Here is a 23042-nt window from a genome sequence, read left to right on the forward strand (position 1 = left end):
CCCGGCGGGCGGGCCCGCGTGGGGCGGGGGGGGGGGCGCCACGGCGGGGCCCCCCGGGGGGGGGGGCCCCGGCCGGACGGCGAGGAGCAGGGGTGCGCCGTCACTGGCGACCCGGCACGGCGTCTCGTGCCACGCGGGCGCGGTCAGGCCTCGGTCGCGGCCTTCTGCGCGACCGTCTGCCGGACCTGCTTGAAGGACTCGGACCACAGGATGAGGTCGTCGAGGAGCTCGTGGAGGGTGGGTTCCTGGTGCTCGCCGGGGGTGATCTCCCCGGGGAGAGTGGGGTCGGTGATGGCGAAGTCGGTGAAGACATTGAGGGCGACCTGGCTGCTGACGGTCGCCACCTTCAGCTCGGCCATGACTCCGCGCAGGTGCTCGACAGCGCGGGTGGCGCCGTGGACGCCGTGGCCGACGAAGCCGGCCGCCTTGTGGGCCCATTCGCCGTACAGGTAGTCGATGGCGGTCTTCAACGAGCCGGGGAGGGAGGCGTTGTACTCGGGGGTGACGAAGATGAAGCCGTCGAACCCGGCGATGGTGCTCGCCCATTTCTTGGTGTGCTCGTGGTGGTACACGCCGAAGGCCGCGGGCTCGGGCTCGTCGAGCTGGGGGAGGTCGAAGTCGGCCAGGTCGACCAGTTCGACGGTGGCGTCCTCGTTCTTGACGGCCGGGTGGCGTCCTGCGGCTTCGAGGACCCACTGCGCCGCGACCGCAGTGCGGCGCGTGGGACGAGTGCTTCCGACGATGATGGCGATCCGGGTCATGGGCTCTGCTTCCTTCGCATTGACTGACGCAATATCATGAAGAAAGTACAACACCTATGGCAAGGAATGCAACCATCATTGCTCGCAGCAGGGAGTCGCGAACAGCGCTTGCCACCAGAGGAGTTGGACCTCACAGCCAGCCGGGAACCGCCGGGTCGACGTCGATGTGCCGGACACCGTCGGCCCGCTCCGGGGGTGGGCTCATGCGGTAGGCGTCGAAGTCGGTGGTGTCCCGGAAGGCGGGCAGGCGGTACAGGTCGCGGGCGTACGCCCACAGGTGCGGGAACGCCCGCAGACCGCCGCGGCAGACGCCGGCGACGGGGTTGTAGGCGAGGTCGAACCGGGCGAGGGTCGGCCAGAGCCGGACGTCCGGCTCGCGGACGACGTCACCGAGCAGGTACCTGCGGTCAGCGAGCCGGGCGTCGAGCGTCTCCAGCGCCTGGCACACCTGCTGCCGCGACGCCTCGTACGCCCCCTGTGTGGCGGCGCCGTCGACGCGGTACACCCCGTCGCAGACGTTCTCGTAGAGGTAGGTGTTCAGCTCGTCGATCTCGGAGCGCAGCGGCTCCGGCCGCAGGTCCACGCCCGGGGCGGCCCACGCGTCGAAGGCGGTGCACAGGTCGGTGGTGATGAGGTCGAAGTGGTTGCTGACGATGCGGCCGGTGCGGCGGTCCCACAGCACGGGGGTGGATATGTGGCCCGGATAGCCGGGCGCGGTCGCCTCGTACGCCTCGCTGAGCAGCCGGAATCCCGCGACCGGGTCGGGGCCGCGGCGCTCCCTGAACGCCCAGCCCCTGCCGTCCCGTTCGTCGTCCACGTAGGACAGGGAGACGACCCCCTCCAGCCCCTTCAGCTTCCGCACGATGGCGACCCGCTGCGCCCAGCCGCAGCTCCACGCGGCCCAGATGTGGTAGCGGCCCGGTTCGGCGCGGTGGCCGCTGCTGCCGTCGGCGGTGATCCGGCCCTGGAACGGGTAGCGGGGACGCTGCCAGCCCTGGGTGCTCTCGGCCACCCGGCCCGGCCCGTACGGCCCGTACGTCCCGATGTCCGCGGGGCCGGCGAAGACGGGGGCGTCACAGTCCGCGGTCCAGGTCATGTGAGCACCTTCTCGGGCAGGTCGGGTACGGCGGACAGCAGTGCGCGGGTGTACGCGTGGCGGGGCTCGGTGAAGACGTCCTCGGTGTCACCGGTCTCCACGGCACGACCGTCCTTGAGCACCACCACCCGGTCGCTGACCTCCCGCACCACCCGCAGGTCGTGCGAGATGAACAGACAGGCGAGACCGTGCTCGGCCCGCAGCCCGTCGAGCAGCCGCAGGATCTCCGCCTGGACCGTGACGTCGAGCGCGGACACCGGCTCGTCGCAGACGAGGACGCGCGGCCGCAGCGCCAGCGCGCGGGCGATGGCGACGCGCTGGCGCTGCCCGCCGGACAGGTGCAGCGGTCTGCGGTCGAGCAGCGCGGCGTCGAGGCCGACCCGTTCGAGCAGTTCCGCGGCGTGCTGCCGCCGCGAGGCCCGGGAGGGATTCTCGTCGCGGGCGGCAGTGAGCGCCTCGTCAAGCACCCGCCGGACGCTGAAGCGGGGGTCGAAGGAGCCCAGCGGGTCCTGGTGCACGGTCTGGACGCTCCGCCGGGTCTCTCTGCGTTCCCGGGCCGTCCGCTCGCTCCAGGTCCGCCCGTCGATGAGCACTCGGCCCTCGTCGGGCCGGATCAGGCCGGTGACCAGCCGGGCGAGGGTGGTCTTGCCGGACCCCGACTCGCCCACGAGGCCGAGGGTCTCGCCCTCACCCAGGGTGAAGGACACGTCGTCGAGGACGCGCCGTCCGTCGTAGGAGGCGCACAGCCCCTGCGCGTCGACCAGCGCCCCGTCGAGGCCCGCCGGACCGGTGGAAACGGCCGACGGGCCCCCGGGGGCCGCCGCCGAGCCGGTATGAGCGGCCGCCACCGGACGGGCCAACCGGTCCCGGGTGCGCCGCAGACCCGTGGGGACGGCTTCGCGCAGCTCCCGGGTGTACGGGTGTTGCGGCGCCGTCAGCAGCTGTCGGGCGGGACCCTCCTCGACGACGACGCCGTCCTTCATCACGAGCACCCGGTCGGCCAGCTGCGCGATCACGGAGAGGTCGTGGCTGATGAGCAGCAGCGCCGTCCCGGCCGCCTTCCGCTCGGCGAGCAGCCGCAGGATCTGGGCCTGGACCGTCACGTCGAGCGCCGTCGTGGGTTCGTCCGCGACGATCAGCGGCGGGTCGCAGGCCAGGGCGCCGGCGATGAGGGCGCGCTGCCGCAGTCCCCCGGACAACTGGTGCGGGTACTGCCGGGCCCGCCGCTCGGGCTCCGGAGTGCCCGTCAGACGCAGCAGCTCGACGGCCCGGGCCATGGCCTCCTGCCGCGTCAGGGGGCGGTGCAGGCGCAGGGCTTCGGCGATCTCCTGGCCGGTGCGGCGCAGCGGGTCGAGCGACACCAGGGCGTCCTGCAGCACGAGACCGATGTACCGGCCGCGTACCGCGCGCCACTGCCGGTCGCCGTAGCCGGTCGCGTCCTTGCCCGCGACGCGCAGCGTCTCGGCGGTGACGTGGGCGTCCGGCCCGGCGAGGCCGAGGAGGCTGCGCGCGGTGACGCTCTTGCCCGACCCGGACTCGCCGGCGATCGCGAGGCACTCGCCCGGGCGCACGGTGAACGAGACGTCCCGCACGGCGTGGGTGGGTGCGCCACGTCGTGCCGCGAACGCGACGGACAGCCCGCGGACCTCGACGAGCGGCTGGTCCGGCGGCAGGGTCCGGCTCACGTGGGTCTCCCTTCCAGGCGCCGCTGGAGCCAGCGGCCGGTGACGACGATCGACAGCACCGTCGCCGTGATGGTGAGGCCCGGGAACACCGCGACCCACCAGGCGATGCCGAAGTAGTCCCGTCCGGCGCCGAGCATCGCGCCCCACTCGGGCGCGGGCGGCTGCGGGCCGAAGCCGAGGTAGCTCAGCGAGGAGGCCGCGACGATCGCGGTGCCGGCCTCGATGGTGGCGAGCACCAGGAGCGGCCCGATGGCGTTGGGCACGATGTGCCGCAGGACGATGCGCGGCTCCCGCAGGCCGAGCGACCTGGCGGCCTCGACGTAGCCGGAGTGCCGGATCACCATGGTCTGCACCCGGACGAGCCGCGCGTACACCGGGATGGTGTAGACGGCGATGGCGTACAGCGTCCCCACCGTGCCGGGCCCGGTGACGCTGAGGATCAGCAGCGCGAGCAGCAGGCTCGGGAGCGAGAGGACCGTATCGGCCAGTCGCATGACGATCTCGTCGGCGGCCCGGCCGCCCAGGGCCGCCAGCAGACCGAGGAGGGTGCCGCACACGACGGCGAGGGCGGTGGCGCCGATGCCCGTCAGGAGCGAGGGGCGTGCGCCGTGGACGATGCGGGTGAAGACGTCCCGCCCGTTGGCGTCCGTGCCCAGCAGGTGGTCCGCGCCGGGCGGTCGCAGGGTGTGGGCGATGTCCGTGGCGGTGGGCGAGCCGTCGGCCAGCAGACCGGGGACGGCGGCGGCGAGCGCGATCAGGGCGAGGAACGCCATGGCGGACCACAGTCCGGGCCGGATCCGCGGCGCGAGGGCGGTCACGCGGTACCCCGCAGCCGGGGGTCGATGACCCGGTACAGCAGGTCGAGCAGGGCACTGACCGTGATGTACACGACCGCGCTGAGCAGTACGACCCCCATGACCACGGGCAAGTCCTTGTCCTGAACGGCGGCGAGGACGAGCCGCCCCACGCCCTGGCGGTTGAAGACCTGCTCGATGACGACCATGGCCCCGATGAGGCTGCCCAGCATCCAGCCGGCGAGCGTGACGACGGGCAGGAGCGCGTGGCGCAGCGCGTGCCGCAGCCGTACTCCGGCGTCGGACATGCCGCGGGCCCGGGCCGTGAGGACGAACGGTTCGTCCAGGGCGATCTCAAGGCCCTCGCGCATGACCTGGGTGAGGAGCGCCGTCAGCGGCACGGCAACGGCAACGGCGGGCAGCACGAGGCCCGCGGGGCCCTCGCCGCCGGCCGCGGGGAACCAGCCGAGACGGAAGGAGAAGAAGGTGAGCAGCAGGATGCCCACCCAGAACGTGGGGACGGAGATGCCGACCAGCTCCACGCCCGAGGAGAACCCGCGCAGCCACCGGGCCCGGCGGGCTGTGAGCAGGGCGAGCACCGTGGAGACGACCAGGGCGAGGGTCACGGCCGTCAGCGCGAGGGCCACGGAGGCGCCCGCCTGGGAACCGACCGCGGAAACCACCGACTGCTGCAGCCGGTAGGAGTGCCCGAGGTCACCGGTCACCATGTTGGCGAGGTAGGTGCCGTACTGGACGAGGAACGACTGGTCGAGCCCGTGGTCGGCGATGATCTGCGCCCGGACCTGCGGGGTGACGGTGGTGGTGCCGATGAGCGCGTCCTCGACGCTGCCCGGGGTGAGCCGCAGCGCCACGAAGGAGACGGTGACCGCCCCCCACAGGACGAGCGCCGAGGTGCCCAGGCGGAGGAGGACCGCCTGCGGCCGGCGGTGCCGCACGGTCTTTGCCATGGCCTCCGTCACGGTATGAGCCACGCGTCGCGGAAGGACGGGTAGGCCTGCGGTTCCCAGGCGAGGCCCTGTGCCTTGGCGGAGATGCCCACGACCGAGTTGACGACGTAGACGGGGAAGGCCGCCCTCTTGTCGGCCACCCGGTCCTGCACCCGCGCGTAGAGCTGCTCGCGGCGCTCCGGGGCGGCGGTGGCGAGGGCCTCCTCCAGGAGGTGGTCGGTCTCCTTGTCGACGAACCGGGCGGCGTTCTGCCCGAACCGCTCGGGGGTGGAGACTGCGCGGGAGTGGAAGAGGTTGCGCAGGGCGTCGCCGTCGGCGTGGGTCCAGCTCAGGTCCATCAGGTCGTAGTCGCCCTTGGAGTACTGCTGGACGAGTTCGCCCAGGGTGCCCTCGACGAGCTTCAGCTCGATGCCCAGCTTCTTCGCCTCGGCCTGGATCTGGGCGGCGAGCGTGGAGCGCTGCTCGCGGGCGCCGCTGGCTTGCACGAACGGCCAGCGGATGGTGAGGCGGCGGCCGTCCTTCGTCCGGTACCCCTGGTCGTCGCGGGCGTTCCAGCCCGCCTCGTCGAGGAGCCGGGCCGCGCCCTCCGGGTCGTAGCCCAGTCGCCGCGGACCGGGGGCGGTGCCGGGGGTGCTGGGGGACAACGGGGTGTGGGACCGGTCGAACACGCCGAAGTAGAGCTCCTTGACGACGGTGGTGAAGTCGATGCCGTCCCGGAAAGCCTGACGGACCCGGGCGTCCTTGAAGGGGCCGGAGCCGGTGTTCGGGTAGTAGGTGTACGTGCCGCCCGGCACCGCGTGCTTCGTGATGCGCAGCCGCCGGTCGGAGGTCAACTGGCGGACGGCGGACGGCGGCACCTGCGCGATGGCGTCCACCTGGCCGCTGGTGAGTGCGCCGAGCCTGGCGGCGTCCTCCGTGATGACCTGGAGCGTGAGGCCCTTCAGCCGGGCGGGGCCCTTGCGGCTCGCGGTCCCCGGCGCCCAGTCGTAGTCCTCGTTGCGCTGGTAGTCGGCGCCCTTGCGCGGGGTGAAGCTCTCCATGACGAACGGCCCCGAACCAACCAGCTTGCGGGCGAGCGCCGTTGGCCCGGCGCGCAGCGCCGCGGGCGACTGCATCCCGAGGTACGGCGTGGAGAGCGCGGCGAGCAGCGGCGCGTGCGGACGCTCGAGGGAGACCGCGACGGTGCGCGGTCCGGTCACCTTCGCGGCCCGGTACGGCTCGATGGAGCCCGCTGCCATCTCGGACTTCGTCTTCGGGTCGACGACGTGGTCGAGGTTGGCCTTGACGGCTTTCGCGTCGAACGGCGTCCCGTCGTGGAACCGCACCCCCTCGCGCAGGGTGAACGTGTACGTCTTCTCGTCGGCGGAGATGTCCCAGGACGTGGCCAGCCAGGGGCGGATCCTGCCGCTTTCGTCCATCGAGACGAGCGAGTCGAGCACGGGCCGCGCGAAGAGCGCGGTGACGTCCTGCGAGCTGGCGTGCGGGTCGAGGTTCACCGGTTCGGAGTTGACGGCGTAGGTGAGGGTGCCGCCGCTGACCGGTCTGCCCGGCTTCCCGCCCCCCGTCGCGTCGCTGTTGCACGCGGTGAGGAGGAGCGTGGGCCCCGCCAAAAGGGCGAGGACTCCGAGTCTGCGGGATGCCTTCATGAGTGGTGCCTCCTGGCCGGACGCGCGGGGCGGGGACGAGTTACGGGGGTGGCGTCAGCCCTTTGCCAGGGCCTCGCGGACCGCGGGGACGATCTCCGTGGCCCAGCGGCCCAGCGAGACGTCGGTGGGCGCGGGATCGGCGAAGTCGAAGAACACGAACCCGCCGGCGCCGTGTTCGAGGACGGCGCGGGTCAGCTCCTCGACCCACTGCCCGACGGAACCGCCGGCCCAGCGGCCGTCCTCGTCCCGGGTCCGGGCCTGCGGGCGGTCGGTGATGCGGCCGGGGAGGTTGAAGATGGTCTCGATGTCCGCGGGGTCGCGTCCCGCCGCGGCCGCGGCCTCGTCGATGCGCGGCCGGGACTCGCGGTACAGCTCGCTCGCCCAGTCGGAGGCGTGCCCGGGGAACCACCCGTCGGCCACTCTCCCGGTGACGGCCAGGGACTTCGGGCCGACGGAGCCGGTCCAGACCGGCGGGGTGGGGACGGGGGACGGCGCGGCCTGGTGCAGGGTGGTGAACTCGCCCTCGAAGGTGACCGGCGCCCCTCCCCCGGAGAGCGCGCGGATCACGGTGACGGCCTCCTCGAGCGCCCGGACGGCCTGCCCGGGGTCGAGCCGGTCCACGCCCAGGCGCACGATGTCGTCCCAGGAGCCGCCGGCCCCGATCCCGAGCGCGACCCGGCCGCCGGAGAGCGCCGACAGCGAGGTGATCGAGCGGGCCAGCATCGGTGCGGGGCGGCTCGGCAGGTTGGTGACGTTGACGGCGCCGGTGAGGTGCGAGGTGCGGCCGAGCACGATGCCGAGTACGGCGTACGCGTCGAGGCGGTCGCCCAGGTAGGGGTGGTCGGAGATGGTGAAGAGGTCGAGTCCGGCCCGGTCGGCCTGTTCGGCGTACCGGAGGACGTCTGCGGCGGCACCGACTTCGGTGCTCCACGGGCCGAACCCGAACCGGACGGTGCGTGCGGATGCCGACATGGCTGCCTCTCTGTGTGCCTGACCACCGGTGCGCGCGAAGGGAGATGAACAACCATCACGGTGTCCATAAGCCTTGTCGCTTCCGGCGTGCGGCTCAAGTGAGGCCGATGCAAATGTTGCTGCGGTTACGTCAGGTGAACGTCATGTCGCGTCGTCACGCCGCGCCCCGGCAGACCGGTCAGCGCGGCAGGTAGCCGCGCAGGAAGGCCTGAACGCCGGAGCGGATGAGTCCGTTCACCTCTTCTGGAGGCAGCGGCAGGGCTCCGTAGTAGGAGCGGTCGATGATCTCTCCCGAGATCAGCTGGAGGAAGTGCGCCGCGGCCTGGCGCGGGTCGTCGGTCCGCAGCATGCCGTCCTCCGCCATGCTGCGGAAGCGCTCCGCGAGGGCGCGCTCGACCCGCACCGGTCCGGCCTCCTCCCACGCCTTCAGTAGCTCGGGCGGCAGGTGTCCCACCTCGGCCCGCAACTGCCGTACCAGCGCGAAGTGGTCGGGAAAGGTGCCGAGCGGCTTGACCCAGGCCCGCCCGAAGTCGATGAGGTCGGCCTCCAGTTCGGTGATCTTGCGCAGCCAGCGGTCGATCACGTCGAGCTGCGCGTCGTGGATCTGGACCGCGCCCTCCACGACGATGATCCGGAAGAGCTCGGCCTTGCCGTTCTCGAAGTGGTTGTAGATCGTCCTGGTGGAGACCCCGGCCTCCTTCGCGATCGCGCCGACGCTGGTTCTCGTGTACCCGTCGCGACCGAAGACCGTGCGGGCCCCGCGCATGATTGCTTCCCGCTTCTCCACCAGCCTGCCTGCCACGAAGCAGTCCTCCTTCAGCCCTTGTGTCCACGGCGGTCGCAACAACGGTCACCACCCCGCATGGTATGCAATGGTCAAGCCGGTTCAGGCCCGCACGGGGTCCCCGTGCGGGCCTGAAAGGCGCGCGTCACTCCGCACGCCGTCACGCCCTCACACCGCGCACCGTCACACCGTGGCGAGTCCGAAGACCACCGGGGCGGCCGCAAGGAGGGCGAGAACGACGGGCACCGGGGAGCCCTTGACGTCCTTGACGCGCAGGTGGGAGATGACGGCGCCGACGAAGAAGAGCACCACGCCGATCGCGGCGGCGATGCCCAGCGGCCGGTAGAAGATGCCGATCAGCAGGCCCACGGCGCCGGCGAACTTCAGCAGCGCCAGCGCGGGGATCCACCCCTTCGGCACGCCGAGCCGGTCGAGCGTCTCCATGATGTCCTTGTCCTTGACGAGCATGCTGCGGGCGGAGAAGACCAGCAGGATCGACAGCAGGACGGCGAGTACGACGTAGGCAATGAACACGGCTTCTCCTGGAAGTGGACGAACGGGTGGGTACGGGGGCCGGACGTGATCTCGCGGGGGCTCGCGGATCAGGTCGGGGGCGATGACGCCGCATCGAGCCGGTTCAGCTCGTCGGCGCCGAGCCGGAGGACCGCTGCGGCGACGTTCTCCTCCAGATGCGGCACCCGGCGGGTGCCGGGGATCGGGACGACCGGGGTGCCCCAGACCAGGGCGCGGTGGTGCACCCAGGCCAGGGCGATCTGGCCGGGCCGAACCCCGTGCCCGGCGGCGATCTCCCGCAGAACGGCGGGGAGGTCCTCGCGGCCCGGGAAGGTGCGGTCGAACTGCGCCGTCGCGTCCGGCCGGCCGCTGAGCAACCCGCGCCCGCCGGGCGAGAACGGCACGACCCCGACGCCGAGTTCGGTGCAGACCGGCACCATCGACTCGATGCGCCGGGCGCCCAGCGACCACTCGGACTGCACCGCGGCGATCGGGTGCACGCCGTGGGCACGGCGCAGCTCGTCGCCGCTGACCTCCGAGAGCCCCAGGTGGCGCACCTTGCCCTCGGCGACCAGCTCGGCCATCGCTCCGACGGTCTCCTCCAGGGGGACGTCCACGTGCGGCCGGGCCAGGTAGTAGAGGTCGATGACGTCGGTGCCGAGACGGCGCAGACTCGCCTCGCAGGAGGAGCGGACGAAGGCGGCGTCGCCGCGCATCCGCCACCCCCCGTCGGGCGTGAAGACCACGCCGAACCGGGTGCACAGCACCGCCTCGCCGCGTCGGCGGCCCAGGGCCTGGCCGACCAGCTCCTCGTTGCGGCCACGGCCGTACATGTCGGAGGTGTCGATCATGGTGGCGCCGAGGTCGAGGGCGTGGTTGATGACGGTGCCCGCCTCGGCCCGGCCGGCCTCGGACGCCGCTTCGGTCATCCGCATGCAGCCCAGGCCCTGGAGGGGGACCACGAGGCCGGTGCCGCCCATGGACGTCGTCGGCAGTTTCGTGAGCACAGTGGTCACTCCTTCTCCCCCGCGCCGGTTCCGGCCGGCTGCGGGAGGGGTTCCGGGTCCGCGCGGTGCGCGGGGCGGGCGCCGATCAGACGGTGGATCACCAGGGCCGACACCACGCACAGGGCGGCGACCGCCCACTGCACGACGTGCCATGCCTCGGTGTACTGCGCGGTCAGGAACTCGGTCCGGTCGTCGCCCAGATCGCCCGCGGCGACCCTGCCGGCCACCTCCCGGCCGCCCACGGACGACGCCATCAGGGTGACCAGGAGGGCGCCGAAGATCGCGAGGACCAGGGCGTTGGCACCGCCGCGCATGGTGTTGAGCAGCCCCGACGCCATGCCGATCCGGTCGGGAGCGACGTGTTCCATCGCCTGGGCGTCGATGAGGGCGACGGCCAGACCGTTGCCGACGCCGATCAGCAGCAGCGGCCCGGTCAGCTCGGCGGCGCCCGAACCCGGGGCCAGGACGGTGAGCCAGGCGTTGCCTCCGGCGATCAGGCCGATCGCCAGGATGATCAGCAGCCTGGGCGACGTGCCCTGGTTGACCAGCTTCCCGGCCAGCGGCGGCACCACGAGGATCGGCAGTGTCATCGCCAGCATCATGGTCCCGGCGTCCCCGGCGGAGAAGCCGCCCGCGCCCTGCAGGTACGTCGGCAGGTAGACCAGGACGCCGACCGTGCCGACGGCCGTGGTGAGGGCGGCGAGCAGCCAGCCCGTGAACGGGCCGCCGCGCAGCAGCTTCAGGTCGAGGACCGGCGACTGGGCGCGCCGCTCGATGGCGACGAACACCACGAACATCAGCAGACCGGCGCCGATCCAGCCGAGGACCTTCGGGCTGGCCCAGCCGGCCGAGGCCACCTGGTTGGTGCCCCACATCAGGCCGATGATGCCGAGCATGAACGTCACCGCGCCGAGCGCGTCGAAACGTGAGTGCCGCTCGGCCGCGGACTCGGGCATGAACAACGTGCCCGCCAGGAGCAGCAGGCCCGCGATGCCGAACGCGGCGAACATCTCCCGCCAGCCGACGCTGCTGACCAGCCAGCCCGCGAAGGTCGGGCCGAAGGCGAGGCCGATGCCCACGGTGGTGCCGACCATGGCGAAGGCCCGGGTCCTGGCGGCGCCCTGGAAGGTGCTCGCCAGGATGGCACCGCCGCCCGCCATCACGCCCGCCGCCCCCACCCCGGACAGGGTGCGGGCCACATCGAGCAGCAGCACGTGCGGCGCCAGGGCGGCGCCGAAGGTGCTGAGCATGTAGAGGCCGGCCCCGATCCTGAAGATCCGGCGCCGGCCGAAGAGGTCACCGAGCGATCCCGCGACGAGCATGAGGCAGGAGGCCGCCAGGAAGTAGCCGGTGACCACCCATTGCAGGGCTCCACCGCTGCCGCCGAGGTCGGCGGCGATGCGGGGGAGCGCGACGCTGGTGCCGGACATGGCCATCGGGACGATCAGATAGCCGAGGAGGACGGAGCCGAGGGTCAGTCCCGCCTTGACCCGGCCCTTGGTGCGAGAGGGGGGCGCGCCGGAGGACTCCTCGGTACCGTCGGGCTTCCGTGACTGGAGCATGTGGGTAAAGTACAACGTGTACGCGACTGAGTAAAGGGGTCGTTGTAATGTCGGGGCGAGGCGAAGCAACACACGAGGAGGCGGCACGATGACCGACACCCGAGAGATGGGGACAGCCCGGCAACGCGGAGGTTGCTCCGAGAAACGGCGGGCCATCCTGCGCGCGTCACGGGAGGTGTTCGGCCAGGCCGGTTACGCGGGTGCGAGCATCGAGGTGATCGCCACCAGGGCGGACGTCTCCACTCGCACCATCTACAACCACTTCGTCAGCAAGGAGGAACTGTTCGCCACCGTCCTCGCGGACAGCACCGAACAGGTGGCCGCCGCGCACGGAGCGATGACTCTGCGTCACCTCGGCGACATCGCGAGCGCCGAGGATCTGGAGGCCGACCTGATCAGGCTGGCACGGGACTGGGTGCGGCCCCGTCCGGAGTTCGCCGACCACTTCGCCATCGTCGGCCGGATGAGCACCGAGGGCAACGACTTCCCGCGCCACCTGCGCGACGCCTGGCAGGAGGAGGGGCCGCGGCGCGTCCAGCGCTCCCTCGCCGCCGGCATGTCCCTTCTCGCCGAACGCGGGCTGCTGCGGGTCACGGACGTCGACTTCGCAGCCCAGCACTTCGTGGTGCTCGTGACCAACACCTGGGGCCGGAGCAAGGCCGGCGCGGACGCGATGTCCGAGGCCGAACTGGACGCCATGGCGACGGCCGGCGTGCACGCCTTCCTGTACGGGTACCTGCCGCGCACCTGAGTCGGCGCGGGTGGGGGGCGGCCCGGGGGCGGCGGGCTGCCGCATGCCCCGCCCGCCGTCTCCCGGCCCGCCCGCCACCGCGGCCGGCCGACCGCGGGTCAGTGCCCCCCTGCCGGCCCCTGTCCGGCGCTCCACACCAGGTCGAAGGCGAACCCCCGGATCCGCCAGCCGTCGCCGGTGCGCACGAATTCGGCCTCGTAATGGCCCCCGATGTCGAAGTGTTCGGCCGGCTCCTCGCGCCGGCGGACGTGCACCGCCGTCAGGTGGGCCCGTACCCGCGCCCGGTCGTCGTCGCCTCCCGGGTAGAGCTCGACCTCGTAGTTCCCCGCCATGTGGTGGGTCCGCTCGAAAGTCGTACGGGCCATCTGCTGGAAGCCCGCGAGCCCCTCGAAGCCCTTGTACTCGCCGAAGGGGAAGACGAGGTGGACGTCCTCGGTGAAGACCGACCCGAACCAGGCGTCGTCGTGCCGGCTCCGGTCCAGGTGGACGACGTAGCGGTCGCACACCTCGGTCACCTCGGTGCGGTCGGTGAGCCGCCGTATCCGGGTGTGCAACTGGGCGAGTTCCTCGGGCGTGGTCATGACGGTCCTCTCAGACGGGGCGGAAGCGGTGGTCAACGGCCGGCCGAACGCCAGCCGCACGGAACTCCGAAGGCGGCGGTGCGCTCCGGGCGCCGCCAGCCGGCCGTAACCCGGTGGCGGGGGGAAGGGCCGTCCGGTTCGGCGCCGGCAGCGGCGGCGCGGGACAGCAGGACGGCAGTGAGAACGGCCAGTTCCTCGGCGTCGGGATCGCCCCGCTCGACCCGGAACAGGGTTCCGGGGACCTTCAGGCCGGTGGTGTGCAGCATGGTCATCTCCTCCTGGCGGACGGGTCGGACATCTCGGACATCACTGGGGCGGGTTGCCGTGTTTGCGGTGCGGCAGGTCGACGTCCTTGGTGACGAGCATCGACAGCGTCCGGCAGAGCACCGAGCGCGTCTGCCGCGGGTCGATCACGTCGTCGATCAGGCCCCGCTCGGCGGCGTAGTACGGGTGGACCAGTTCGCGCCGGTACTCCTCGATCTTCTGGGAGCGCGTCGCGTCCGGATCCGGCGCGGCGGCGATCTCCCGGCGGAAGACCACGTTGGCCGCGCCCTCGGCGCCCATCACCGCGATCTCATTGGTGGGCCACGCCAGCGCGATGTCCGCGCCGATGGACCGTGAGTCCATGACGATGTAGGCGCCGCCGTAGGCCTTGCGCAGCACCAGCGAGATCCGCGGAACGGTGGCGTTGCAGTACGCGTACAGGAGCTTTGCGCCGTGCCGGATGATGCCGGCGTGCTCCTGGTCGACGCCGGGCAGGAAGCCCGGCACGTCGACGAGGGTCACCAGCGGGATGCTGAAGGAGTCGCAGAACTGCACGAACCGCGCCCCCTTCTCGCTGGCCCTGATGTCCAGGACGCCCGCCATGGACAGCGGCTGGTTGGCGACGATGCCGACGACGTGGCCGTCCAGCCGGGCCAGCGCGCAGACCAGGTTGGGCGCCCAGGAGGCGTGCACCTCCATGAACTCGGCGTCGTCGACGACCTCCTCGATCACCGCGCGGATGTCGTAGGAGCGGTTGCCGTCGGCCGGGACCAGGTCGAGCAAGGCATCGCCGGACCGGTCCACCGGGTCCTCGCCGCGGACCCGCTGCGGCAGTTCCCGGTTGTTGGAGGGCAGCAGGGACAGCAGGTAGCGGACCTCGGCGAGGCAGGTCTCCTCGTCGTCGTAGACGAAGTGCGCCACGCCGGAGACGCTGCCGTGCACGTCCGCGCCGCCCAGTTCGTTCTGCGTGACCCGCTCGCCAGTGACGGTCTGGACCACGTCGGGACCGGTGATGAACATCTGCGAGATGTCCCGCACCGCGAAGACGAAGTCCGTCAGTGCCGGCGAGTACGCGGCGCCGCCGGCGCACGGACCGAGCATCACGCTGATCTGCGGGATGACCCCGGAGGCGCGGGTGTTGCGGCGGAAGATCCCGCCGTACCCGGCGAGCGCCGAGACACCCTCCTGGATCCGGGCGCCGGCTCCGTCGTTGAGCGAGACGAGCGGGGCGCCCGCGGCGATCGCCAGGTCCATCAGCTTGTGGATCTTGCTCGCGTGGGCCTCGCCCAGGGCTCCGCCGAAGATGCGGAAGTCGTGGGCGTAGACGAAGACGGTTCGGCCCTCGACGGTGCCCCATCCGGTGACCACGCCGTCGGTGTAGGGCCGCTTGGCCTCCAGACCGAAGCCGACGGCCCGGTGCCGGCGCAGCGACTCCATCTCGGTGAAACTCCCCTTGTCCAGGAGGAGTTCGAGGCGCTCACGGGCGGTCAGCTTGCCCTTCGCGTGTTGTCGTTCGGTGGCCTTTTCGTCAGGGCCCCGGCGGGCCTCCTCCTTGACCCGCAGCAGTTCGTCGAACGGATCGCTCGTCACGGTCTCCATCTCTCCCCTTGTCGTCTGTCGTCGTGATCGGAACGCGCCGGGTCCGGGCCGGCCGGTCGCCCGGGGGCCGGCACCGCCGTGCACCGGTCCGGGTCGAGCCCGCCGAGCAGCTCGGCGGACCGCAGGACCGGAAGGTGCAGGGTGTCCTCGGGCAGTTCGCGCAGGACGGCCCGGCCGGGGCCGGTGGCGGACAGCGCCGTGGCGGCCACGTGGTCCGGGCTGCCGGGCAGGTCCACCACCGACCAGCCCCGCGGGCCGGCCGGCCGGTCCCGCGCCCCGGCCGAGCGGCCCGAGGTGTGGCGGACGCCCAGGTAGGGGGCCGCGCGGATGCCGTGGTTCAGCCCCGTGCCGACCCCCTTGAGCAGGGCTTCCTTACGGGTCCACAGCTCGCCGAACGCGCGGGGCCTGAGCGACGCCGGCAGGTCGAGCAGCTCCCGCCGCTCCTCGGCGTGCAGGGCGGGCAGGCACAGTTCCACGGTCCGGGCGGCCGGTACCCGCTGCACGTCCACGCCCACCGGCGCCCGGGCGACGCCGATCAGCGCGCGACCGTGGCTGTGGGAGAGCGAGAAGTGGAGCCCCGGACCGGCCAGCACGGGACGCCCGTGCGGCCCCGCACACCGCGGGCAGGGGTCCCGGCGCAGGTCCAGGAGAGCCGGGGCGGTGCCGGTGTACGCGGACAGCAGTCGGCGCAGGGCGAGGTGCGCGCGGACGTAGAGCAGCCGCCCGGCGGGCCGCACGAAGGCTGCCGCCCGCCGCCGTTCCGACGGGGCCAGTTCCGCCCCGGCGGCCGCCGGCTCCCGGGTTTCGTCGGACGCGTCCAGCGCCCACAGGTGCACGTCGCCGGCCGGCACGTCGAGGCGGGGGCCGGCCGGGGCTCTCCGCCGGGGCGTCATGTGCCCTTCTCCGTCGGGCGCGGGACCTTGGACACGGGGGCCGGCCGCGGATCCGGCGGCGGAGTTGGACGGGACCGGCGCCGGAGCTCCACGGCCACGGCGACCAGCGCGGCGGCCGTGCAGACCAGGCCGCCGACGACCAGCCCGGAGCGAGCGCCCCACCCCTCCGCGAGGAGGCCCACCAGCAGCGCGCCCAGCGGGGTGGAGCCCTGGAGGATCAAGGTGTAGAGAGCCATCACCCGTCCCCGGTAGCCGGGATCGCTGCCGAGCTGGATGCGGTGGTTGGCGGCCTGCGCGAAGTAGATCGACGCGAAGCCGGTCAGGCCCAGCAGGACCACGGCGGAGGTGAAGCCGGGCGCCCCGCCCGCCGCGGTCTCCAGCACGCCGAAGGCCAGCGCGGACACGACGACCGTACGGGCCGGGGGCCGGCCGCGGCGGCCGGTTCCGGCCAGCGCGGCCAGCAGGGAGCCGGCCGCGAACGCCGCGGTGAGCAGCCCGAAGGACGTGGCGTCGGCGTCGAAGACGGTCTTCGCCAGCAGGGGGAGCGTCAGCTGGAAGTTGAATCCGGCCAGACCGATCACCGCGACCAGGACCATGGGCGCCAGCAGATCCGGCCGGGACCCTACGTACCGGAGTCCGTCGAGGACCCCGCCCCGCCCGGTGGTCCGCTCGGGCCGGTGCAGTTCGGACGCGCGCATCCGCCGCAGACCCGCCACGGTGGCCAGGTAGCTCAGCGCGTTCAGCAGCATCACCGGGCCGGGCCCCAGCGCGCTGATCAGCAGGCCCGCCACGGCCGGTCCCGCCACCCGGGCCGTGTTGAAGTAGGCGGCGCTGAGCGCGGAGGCGTTGGGCAGCAGCCGGGGGCCGACCAGTTCGCTGACGAAGGCCATCCGGGCCGGCACCTCGACGGCGTTGACCGTGCCGAGGGCGAACGCGAACAGATGGATGTGCCACAGCCGGGTCCCGCCGGTCAGTTCAAGGACCGCGAGCCCCAGGGCGAGCGCCGCGGAGACCAGGTTGGCGACGGTGAGCAGCAGCCGCTTGTCGTAGCGGTCGGCGAGCCGCCCGCCGTACAGGGTGAACAGCAGCAGCGGTGTGAACTGCAGGGCCGTGACCACGCCCAGGGCCACGGCCGAGTCGTCCGTGAGGGACAGGACGAGCCAGTCCTGGGCCACGATCATCATCCAGGTGCCCGCGACGGACACGAGCTGACCGGCCGCGAAGAGACGGAAGTTGCGCACCGACAGCGAGCCGAACACGGTGGCGAGGCGCCGCCCGGGCATCACGCCGCCCTCAACGTCCGGGCGGAGCGCTCTCGCGCAGGGCGAGGCACTCCTCCAGGAAGCCGAGGGCGCGCAGGTGGTACGAGCGGGCGGCCCAGCCCAGGCTGACGTTGTGGCCGGCGCCCGGGAGCGCGTCGATCGCGACGGAGCGTGCTCCGGCCAGGTGGCGTCGCAGCTCGGCCACGGCCTGCTCGTCGTGCCGCCACCACACCTCGTGCTGGGCGAAGGTGAGGCGCACCGGTACCCGCACGCACCCGGCGACCGCCGCGAAGAGCTCCGGCCAGTTCCTGGCCTCCCGGCGCTCGATCAGCGGCATCGGGGCCACCCGCGCGCCGCTGTCCCGGAAGGTGCCCGGCGGGTAGAGGGCCAGCTTGCCCCAGTTCCGGGACCACGGGCCGTGTCCGTGCTCGTCGGGAAGAGTGTCGAGCGGTACGGCGTAGCGGTGCCCGGAGCCGGAGATGTCCAGGCCGAGGAGGCCGTGGCCGTCCTGGCGGGCGGCGGCGGTGAGGGCGAGCTTGCCGCCGTAGGAGTGGGCGAGCAGGAAGAAGCCGGCGCCGGTCGCCCGGGTCGCGGCGAAGTCGTCGAGGGCGGCGGCCAGCCGGTCCGCCTGGCCGGCGAGGTGCAGACCGTCGGGCAGGACGGCGGCTGAGGCGCCGTAGCCGGGGCGGTCCGGTGCGAGGACGGTGTAGCCGAGGCGGGCGCCGAGGGCGAGCAGGGACTGTCCCGGGTGCGCCTGTCCGTCGAAGTAGCCGGCGCTCATGCCGCCGCCGTGCAGGGCGACGACGGTCGCCCGCGGGGCGGTGTGCTCCGGCTCGGCGAGCAGCGCGGACAGGCCGATGCCCGCCGCGTCCAGGGTGATCCGGCGAACGCCGGGTGACAGGGCGAACCCGGCCGGGGGCGTCGCGTGGGCGGCCTTCGTCATCGGTTCCTTGCCTCTCCTCGGGGACGGCTCGGGGACGGTTCTCCGTCGAGCCGACGGCCGTCCCGCTCCGGCCTCTGTTCACCGCGGGGGGCGCGGCGCACGGTTCAGAGCCGTACCGCGCCGCTGTCCAGGCAGGCCAGCAGGGTCCGCGCCTGGACGTTGACGTAGTGGCCGTGGCCGGTGAGCGCGCGCAGCTGGGCCGGGGTGGCCCACTGGTACCCGGGGGGCGCCAGCGGGGTCTCGGACGCGTCGGTCTCGATGAACAGGTAGCGGCTCTCGGCGTTGAGGAAGCGGCCGCCCTCCTCCGAGTGCACGGCTGAATAGCGCACCCGGTCGGCGCGCGGATCGAGCGCCAGGCCGAGGAACGGCGGCCGGTCCCGGGCGGGGAGGTGCGCCCAGTTGCCGGGCGTGGCCTGCACGGTGGGTGCGATCTCCACGGTGTCCAGGAACCCGGCCTCGACCTTGGCGTTGACCAGCAGGTGCGGCACTCCCTGGAAGGTGCGGTACAGGAACGCCGTCACGCCGGTGCCGGTGGGTTCTATCAGCGGCTGGTCCCAGCCGCCGACCTCCCGGCTGCCGGCCTCCACGCGGACGCCCACCACCCGGAAGTAGCGGCCGTCGGCCCGCTCGATCACGTCGTCGCCGTGCCGCCAGCCGTGGACGCCGGCCAGCGGGACACGCTGGACGTCCACGTCGTGGCGGGAGCGTTCGACGGTGAACCAGGACTGGAGCTCGGCGTCGGTGAGCAGCGCTCCCCCGTCCGAGGCCGGCGCCGGGAAGCAGGCGAGGACGGTGCGGGAGTCCATGTTCACCACGTTGTCGCGGCGCAGCAGCCGGCCCAGCTGGCCGAGGGTGAGCCAGCGGAAGTCGTCGTGCGGCGGGACGTCGGTGTCCGCGCCGGCCTCGACGAGCATGTTCCGGTTGGACTTGCGGAAGAACCAGGCACCGTGCTCGGACTGGAGCACGTCGGTGAGGACCCGGCCGCCCCCCGCGCCCGCGAAGTACTCCAGGTACCGCACCCGTGAACCGCCGTGCACGGACGAGTAGTTGCTGCGGGTCGCCTGGACGGTCGGGGACAGCTGGAGCAGGTTGCGGTTCCCCGGCTCCATCTTGGCCTGCATCAGGAAGTGCAGGACACCGTCGAACTCCTTGGCGAGGATGCCGAGGATGCCGACCTCGGGCTGCCGGATGACGGGCTGCTGCCAGCTGCGGGCCCGCCCCTCGCTGACCGAGGCGGACAGCCCCTCGACGCTGAAGAACCGTCCGGTGCGGTGCACCAGGTTGCCGGTGCCCTCGGCGAAGGACCAGCCCTCCAGGCTGCTGAGCGGGACCCGGTCCACCCGGAAGCGGTGGGCGCGGGCCCGGTCGGCGAGCCAGGCGTCGACGTCGGCCGTACTCAGGAAGTGTCCGTCCTCGGCGGCCGCCGAGCGGGCCAGCCGGAGGGCCAGGTCCGGATCGGCGCGCGGCCTGAGCGACGGCGCCAAGGTGGCGGGCGCGGTCACGACAGGGCCTCTTCGCCGCCGTCGGCCTGGAACGCCACCGTGCGGCGCAGCGCCTCGTCCAGGTCCGTGGCCGGCTGCCAGCCGGTCACGGACCTGAAGGCGGAGGAGTCGACGGTGACGCTGCGGAAGTCGCCCGTCTCGGCGTGCGCGGGCGGCTCCACGGAGACCACGGGTACGGGCGGCTCACCCGTCCGTGCGGCCGCCAGGTCGGCGACCGTGCGGAACACCTCGCCGAGCGGGCGGCCCTCCCCGGTGCCGAGCAGCCAGTGCCGGCCTGCCAGCTCGTCGACGTGGTCCAGGGCGGCGGCGAACGCGCGGGCGGCATCCTCGACGTACAGCAGGTCGCGCCGCACGGTTCCGTCGTGCCACATCGTCAAGGGCTCCCCGGACAGGGCGCGGCGCACCATGGTGGAGACGACCCCCTTGTCCCGGGCCGTAGAGGCCGGGCCGTAGCCGAAGACGGTGGGCAGCCGGAGGGAGGCGGCGCGCAGGACGCCTTCGGCGTCCGCGGCCAGCAGGAGCTCCTCGGCACGCAGCTTCTGCCGGTCGTACTCGCCCTTGGGCCGGTCGGTCTCCGTGCCGTCGAGCACGTCCTTGTCGGGTGCGCCGACCTGCGAGGCGGCGCCCGCGAACAGCACCCGCACCGGTGGGGCGCCCGCGGCGCGGCGGGCGCGCAGGGCCTCGACGACGTCGCGGGCCACGCCGACGTTGAGCCGCTCGGCGCCGGTGTCGCCGTCCTCGACGCGCCAGGTGGTGGCCCCGGAGCTGTACAGCAGGGCGTGGACCACGACGTCGGCGCCGTCGAGCGCCTCGGCGACCGCGCCGGGTGCGGTCAGGTCGGCGGGGTACACCTCGACCCTGTTCTCGGAACCCGCCGGGACCACGGCCGGGCGGCGGGAGACGGCCCGGATCCGGACCGGCGTCGCGGTGAGCTCGCGCAGCACCGCGGAGCCGACGAAGCCGGTGGCGCCGAGCAGCACGACCAGCGGGGGTGTCACGGCCACAGCTGTGCCTCCACTTCCAGGCATGCCTCGTAGGAGGGCAGTAGGCCCCGCTCACGGGCCTCGGCGAGGGTGGGCGCCGACCGGTCCCGCTCCGACTGGGCGGGCGGCGGCCCCTCGGGGAGCGGCAGGCCGAGTTCGGGGTCGAGCGGGGAGACGGCGCGTTCGTTCTCCGGGACGTAGCCCTCGGACATGACGTAGACGACCATGGAGTCGTCCTCGAGGGAGAGGAAGGCGTGGCCGACGCCGACCGGGACGTACAGGGCCCGGCCGTCGTCGCCGCTGAGCTCGGTCGTCTCGCAGGCCCCGAAGGTGGGCGAGCCGGTCCGCAGGTCGATCAGGTAGTCCCGCACCCGGCCGTGCGGGCAGTAGACGTACTTGGCCCGGCCGGGCGGGGTGGCGGTGTAATGGACGCCGCGCAGGACGCCGGCGGCCGACAGGTTGTGGCTGATGTCCTTGACCGGGAACAGCGGCCGGCCGGTCGCCCCGGCGAACGCGGCCGCCTGGAAGGGGCTGGAGAACAGGCCCCGGTCGTCCTTGAAGACAGCGGGGGTGAATTCGAAGGCACCTTCGATGCCCAGCTTGTGCACCTGCACGACGCTCACACGCCTTCCTGTTTGACGCCGATGAAGAGGCCGTTGCCGGCGTACTCTCCCTCGACGAACTCCACCGTGAGTCCGGCCCCGGCGAAGGCCGACTCGTAGCTCTCGCGGCTGTAGAGGGCCATGACGTGCGTGTCGGTGAAGTGCTCGATGCCCTGACCGGGCCGTGCGACGACGTAGTGCACGTCCATCCGGCTGGCGTCGCCCGGCCCGTGCAGGACGGTGTGCGAAACGCGGGCCACGGTGGTGCCGTCGTGCGTGACGACGCTGCCGCCCACATGGTCGGGGGTGAAGTTCTCCGGGAACCACCAGGGTTCGAGCAGGACCACCCCGCCCGGCACGAGATGGCGGGCGAAGGACGCCAGGGTGGCGTCGAGGTCCTCCTGACCGGAGAGGTTGCCGATCGCGGCGAACAGGCACACCACGGCGTCGAAGCGGACGCCCAGGTCGAAGTCGCGCATGTCCGCGCGCTCGACCGGCACGTGCGGCATGGTGCGGCGCGCCACCTCCAGCATGCCCTCGGCGAGATCGATCCCCCGCACCTCGGAGAACTCCTCGGCGAGGTGGACGAGGTGGCCTCCGGTGCCGCAGCCCACGTCGAGCAGGGAGGCGGCGCCGGGGTGGCGGGCGCGGATGTGTTTGGCAGCGACCGCGGCCTCGGCGGGGTAGTCCTTCCCGCGGCCGTGGTAGATGGCGTCGTAGATCTCGCCGACGTCGTAGATCCCGGCGTTCTCAGACACGGGCGAGCACCTCGCGCAGGGCGTCGACGACCTTGTCCTGGAGGCCTCTGGTCAGCGACGGGTACATCGGCAGGGAGAAGATCTCCCGGGACAGCCGCTCGGTCACCGGCAGGGAGCCCTCCGGGTATCCGAGGTGGGCGAAGCCGCTCATCGTGTGCACGGGCCACGGGTAGCTGATGTTGAGGTGGATGTCGTACGCCTTGAGTGCCTCGATGACGGCGTCGCGCCGGGGGTGGCGGACGACGTAGACGTAGTAGACGTGCGTGTTGCCGGGGCTGGTGCGCGGCAGCAGCAGCCCTCCCTCGCCGGCGAGGTCACCGAGGCGTTCCTCGTAACGGCGTGCGACGTCGTTGCGGCCGGCGACGTAGGTGTCGAGCCGGGGGAGCTTGCGGCGCAGGATCTCCGCCTGCACCTCGTCCAGGCGGGCGTTGTGGCCCGGCGAGCGCACCACGTAGTAGGCCTTGTCCATGCCGTAGTAGCGCAGCTGCTTCATGGCCCGGTCGGTCGACTCGTCCGCCGTGACCACGGCCCCGCCGTCGCCGTAGGCGCCGAGCACCTTGGTGGGGTAGAAGGAGAAGGCGGCCGCGTCCCCCGCGGTGCCGGTGAGCTCGCCGTGGTGGCGGGCGCCGTGCGACTGGGCGCAGTCCTCCAGGATCTTCAGCCCGTGCCGCTCGGCGATCCGCCGCAGCGGGGCCATGTCGACGCTCTGGCCGTAGAGGTGGACGGGGAGCAGCGCCTTGGTGCGCGGGGTGACGGCGGCCTCGACCTGGTCGACGTCGATGAGGAAGTCGTCCTCCCGGACGTCGACGAACACCGGGGTGGCGCCGGTGCCCGCGATCGCCACGACGGTGGGCGCGGCGGTGTTGGAGACGGTGACGACCTCGTCGCCTGGGCCGACGCCGAGCGCCTGCAGGGCAAGCTTGAGGGCGTTGGTGCCGTTGTCCACACCGGTGGCGTAGGGCAGTGCGTGGTAGGCGGCGAACTCGCTCTCGAAGCCCCTGACGCTCTCCCCGAGCACCAGCTGCCCCGACCCGAACACCGTGTGCACGGCGTCCAGAATGTCGTCCTTCTCCTCGGCGTACTCCGCCAGATAGTCCCAGACTCGGGTGGTCACGC

At 72.7% G+C, this 23042-nt stretch carries 23 protein-coding genes; 1 reads left to right on the forward strand and 22 read right to left on the reverse strand.

Annotated features, from left to right (window positions below; all coding sequences use genetic code 11):
- Window positions 1-143: 143 nt before the first annotated feature.
- From ACFWVV_RS19570 to ACFWVV_RS19620, 11 genes are all read right to left on the reverse strand, one after another.
- A complete protein-coding gene (locus tag ACFWVV_RS19570) occupies window positions 144-761 on the reverse strand; it encodes an NADPH-dependent FMN reductase (protein ID WP_384352312.1) in 618 nt (205 codons plus the stop codon).
- Between the two features lie 130 nt (window positions 762-891).
- Window positions 892-1857 carry a glutathione S-transferase C-terminal domain-containing protein gene (locus ACFWVV_RS19575; protein ID WP_384352315.1) on the reverse strand — a complete coding sequence of 322 codons (966 nt, stop codon included), beginning with the start codon at window positions 1855-1857 and terminating at the stop codon, window positions 892-894.
- Window positions 1854-3542, reverse strand: a complete 1689-nt coding sequence (locus ACFWVV_RS19580; RefSeq protein WP_384352318.1) for a dipeptide ABC transporter ATP-binding protein — start codon at window positions 3540-3542, stop codon at window positions 1854-1856. Before ACFWVV_RS19580 ends, ACFWVV_RS19575 begins: the two co-directional genes overlap by 4 nt.
- Window positions 3539-4360, reverse strand: a complete 822-nt coding sequence (locus ACFWVV_RS19585; protein ID WP_384352321.1) for an ABC transporter permease — start codon at window positions 4358-4360, stop codon at window positions 3539-3541. The genes ACFWVV_RS19580 and ACFWVV_RS19585 overlap by 4 nt, the downstream gene beginning before the upstream one ends.
- Window positions 4357-5304, reverse strand: a complete 948-nt coding sequence (locus tag ACFWVV_RS19590) for an ABC transporter permease (protein WP_384352323.1) — start codon at window positions 5302-5304, stop codon at window positions 4357-4359. Before ACFWVV_RS19590 ends, ACFWVV_RS19585 begins: the two co-directional genes overlap by 4 nt.
- A gap of 8 nt (window positions 5305-5312) precedes the next feature.
- A complete protein-coding gene (locus ACFWVV_RS19595; RefSeq protein WP_384352326.1) occupies window positions 5313-6950 on the reverse strand; it encodes an ABC transporter substrate-binding protein in 1638 nt (545 codons plus the stop codon).
- Between the two features lie 54 nt (window positions 6951-7004).
- Window positions 7005-7922, reverse strand: coding sequence for an LLM class flavin-dependent oxidoreductase (locus tag ACFWVV_RS19600; protein ID WP_384352329.1), 918 nt, complete (start codon window positions 7920-7922; stop codon window positions 7005-7007).
- A gap of 178 nt (window positions 7923-8100) precedes the next feature.
- Window positions 8101-8724, reverse strand: coding sequence for a TetR/AcrR family transcriptional regulator (locus tag ACFWVV_RS19605; RefSeq protein ID WP_384352331.1), 624 nt, complete (start codon window positions 8722-8724; stop codon window positions 8101-8103).
- Between the two features lie 165 nt (window positions 8725-8889).
- Window positions 8890-9240, reverse strand: coding sequence for a DoxX family protein (locus ACFWVV_RS19610; RefSeq protein WP_384352334.1), 351 nt, complete (start codon window positions 9238-9240; stop codon window positions 8890-8892).
- A 68-nt stretch (window positions 9241-9308) separates the two neighbouring features.
- On the reverse strand, window positions 9309-10235 hold the full coding sequence (locus ACFWVV_RS19615) for an aldo/keto reductase (RefSeq protein ID WP_384352337.1): 927 nt from the start codon (window positions 10233-10235) through the stop codon (window positions 9309-9311).
- Window positions 10232-11788, reverse strand: a complete 1557-nt coding sequence (locus tag ACFWVV_RS19620; protein ID WP_384352340.1) for an MFS transporter — start codon at window positions 11786-11788, stop codon at window positions 10232-10234. The genes ACFWVV_RS19615 and ACFWVV_RS19620 overlap by 4 nt, the downstream gene beginning before the upstream one ends.
- An 88-nt stretch (window positions 11789-11876) precedes the next feature.
- On the opposite strand from ACFWVV_RS19620, the gene ACFWVV_RS19625 reads away from it, so the two are divergent.
- On the forward strand, window positions 11877-12539 hold the full coding sequence (locus ACFWVV_RS19625; protein WP_384352343.1) for a TetR/AcrR family transcriptional regulator: 663 nt from the start codon (window positions 11877-11879) through the stop codon (window positions 12537-12539).
- A 98-nt stretch (window positions 12540-12637) separates the two neighbouring features.
- Here the strand turns inward: ACFWVV_RS19625 and ACFWVV_RS19630 are convergent, their stop codons facing one another.
- From ACFWVV_RS19630 to ACFWVV_RS19680, 11 genes are all read right to left on the reverse strand, one after another.
- Window positions 12638-13120, reverse strand: a complete 483-nt coding sequence (locus ACFWVV_RS19630) for a nuclear transport factor 2 family protein (protein WP_384352345.1) — start codon at window positions 13118-13120, stop codon at window positions 12638-12640.
- Between the two features lie 32 nt (window positions 13121-13152).
- The gene (locus ACFWVV_RS19635; RefSeq protein WP_384352348.1) at window positions 13153-13386 is read right to left on the reverse strand and encodes an acyl-CoA carboxylase subunit epsilon; all 234 of its coding nucleotides are present in this window, start codon (window positions 13384-13386) and stop codon (window positions 13153-13155) included.
- 40 nt (window positions 13387-13426) lie between these two features.
- Complete coding sequence (locus ACFWVV_RS19640; RefSeq protein ID WP_384352351.1) at window positions 13427-14983, reverse strand: acyl-CoA carboxylase subunit beta; 1557 nt, start codon at window positions 14981-14983, stop codon at window positions 13427-13429.
- A complete protein-coding gene (locus ACFWVV_RS19645) occupies window positions 14971-15876 on the reverse strand; it encodes a 4'-phosphopantetheinyl transferase family protein (protein WP_384352354.1) in 906 nt (301 codons plus the stop codon). The genes ACFWVV_RS19640 and ACFWVV_RS19645 overlap by 13 nt, the downstream gene beginning before the upstream one ends.
- Window positions 15873-17159, reverse strand: a complete 1287-nt coding sequence (locus tag ACFWVV_RS19650) for an MFS transporter (protein WP_384352357.1) — start codon at window positions 17157-17159, stop codon at window positions 15873-15875. The genes ACFWVV_RS19645 and ACFWVV_RS19650 overlap by 4 nt, the downstream gene beginning before the upstream one ends.
- A gap of 10 nt (window positions 17160-17169) precedes the next feature.
- A complete protein-coding gene (locus ACFWVV_RS19655) occupies window positions 17170-18081 on the reverse strand; it encodes an alpha/beta hydrolase (protein ID WP_384352360.1) in 912 nt (303 codons plus the stop codon).
- A 104-nt stretch (window positions 18082-18185) separates the two neighbouring features.
- A complete protein-coding gene (locus ACFWVV_RS19660; RefSeq protein WP_384352364.1) occupies window positions 18186-19583 on the reverse strand; it encodes an NDP-hexose 2,3-dehydratase family protein in 1398 nt (465 codons plus the stop codon).
- Window positions 19580-20587, reverse strand: coding sequence for an NAD-dependent epimerase/dehydratase family protein (locus ACFWVV_RS19665; RefSeq protein WP_384352367.1), 1008 nt, complete (start codon window positions 20585-20587; stop codon window positions 19580-19582). The genes ACFWVV_RS19660 and ACFWVV_RS19665 overlap by 4 nt, the downstream gene beginning before the upstream one ends.
- The gene (locus ACFWVV_RS19670) at window positions 20578-21189 is read right to left on the reverse strand and encodes a dTDP-4-dehydrorhamnose 3,5-epimerase family protein (RefSeq protein ID WP_384352370.1); all 612 of its coding nucleotides are present in this window, start codon (window positions 21187-21189) and stop codon (window positions 20578-20580) included. The genes ACFWVV_RS19665 and ACFWVV_RS19670 overlap by 10 nt, the downstream gene beginning before the upstream one ends.
- Window positions 21186-21926, reverse strand: coding sequence for a class I SAM-dependent methyltransferase (locus ACFWVV_RS19675; RefSeq protein WP_384352373.1), 741 nt, complete (start codon window positions 21924-21926; stop codon window positions 21186-21188). The genes ACFWVV_RS19670 and ACFWVV_RS19675 overlap by 4 nt, the downstream gene beginning before the upstream one ends.
- Window positions 21919-23040 (reverse strand): DegT/DnrJ/EryC1/StrS family aminotransferase, encoded by a 1122-nt coding sequence (locus ACFWVV_RS19680; RefSeq protein ID WP_384352376.1) that lies wholly within the window; start codon window positions 23038-23040, stop codon window positions 21919-21921. The genes ACFWVV_RS19675 and ACFWVV_RS19680 overlap by 8 nt, the downstream gene beginning before the upstream one ends.
- Window positions 23041-23042 lie beyond the last annotated feature (2 nt).

The sequence above is a fragment of the Streptomyces sp. NPDC058663 genome (assembly GCF_042716745.1).
Classification (GTDB): Bacteria; Actinomycetota; Actinomycetes; order Streptomycetales; family Streptomycetaceae; genus Streptomyces.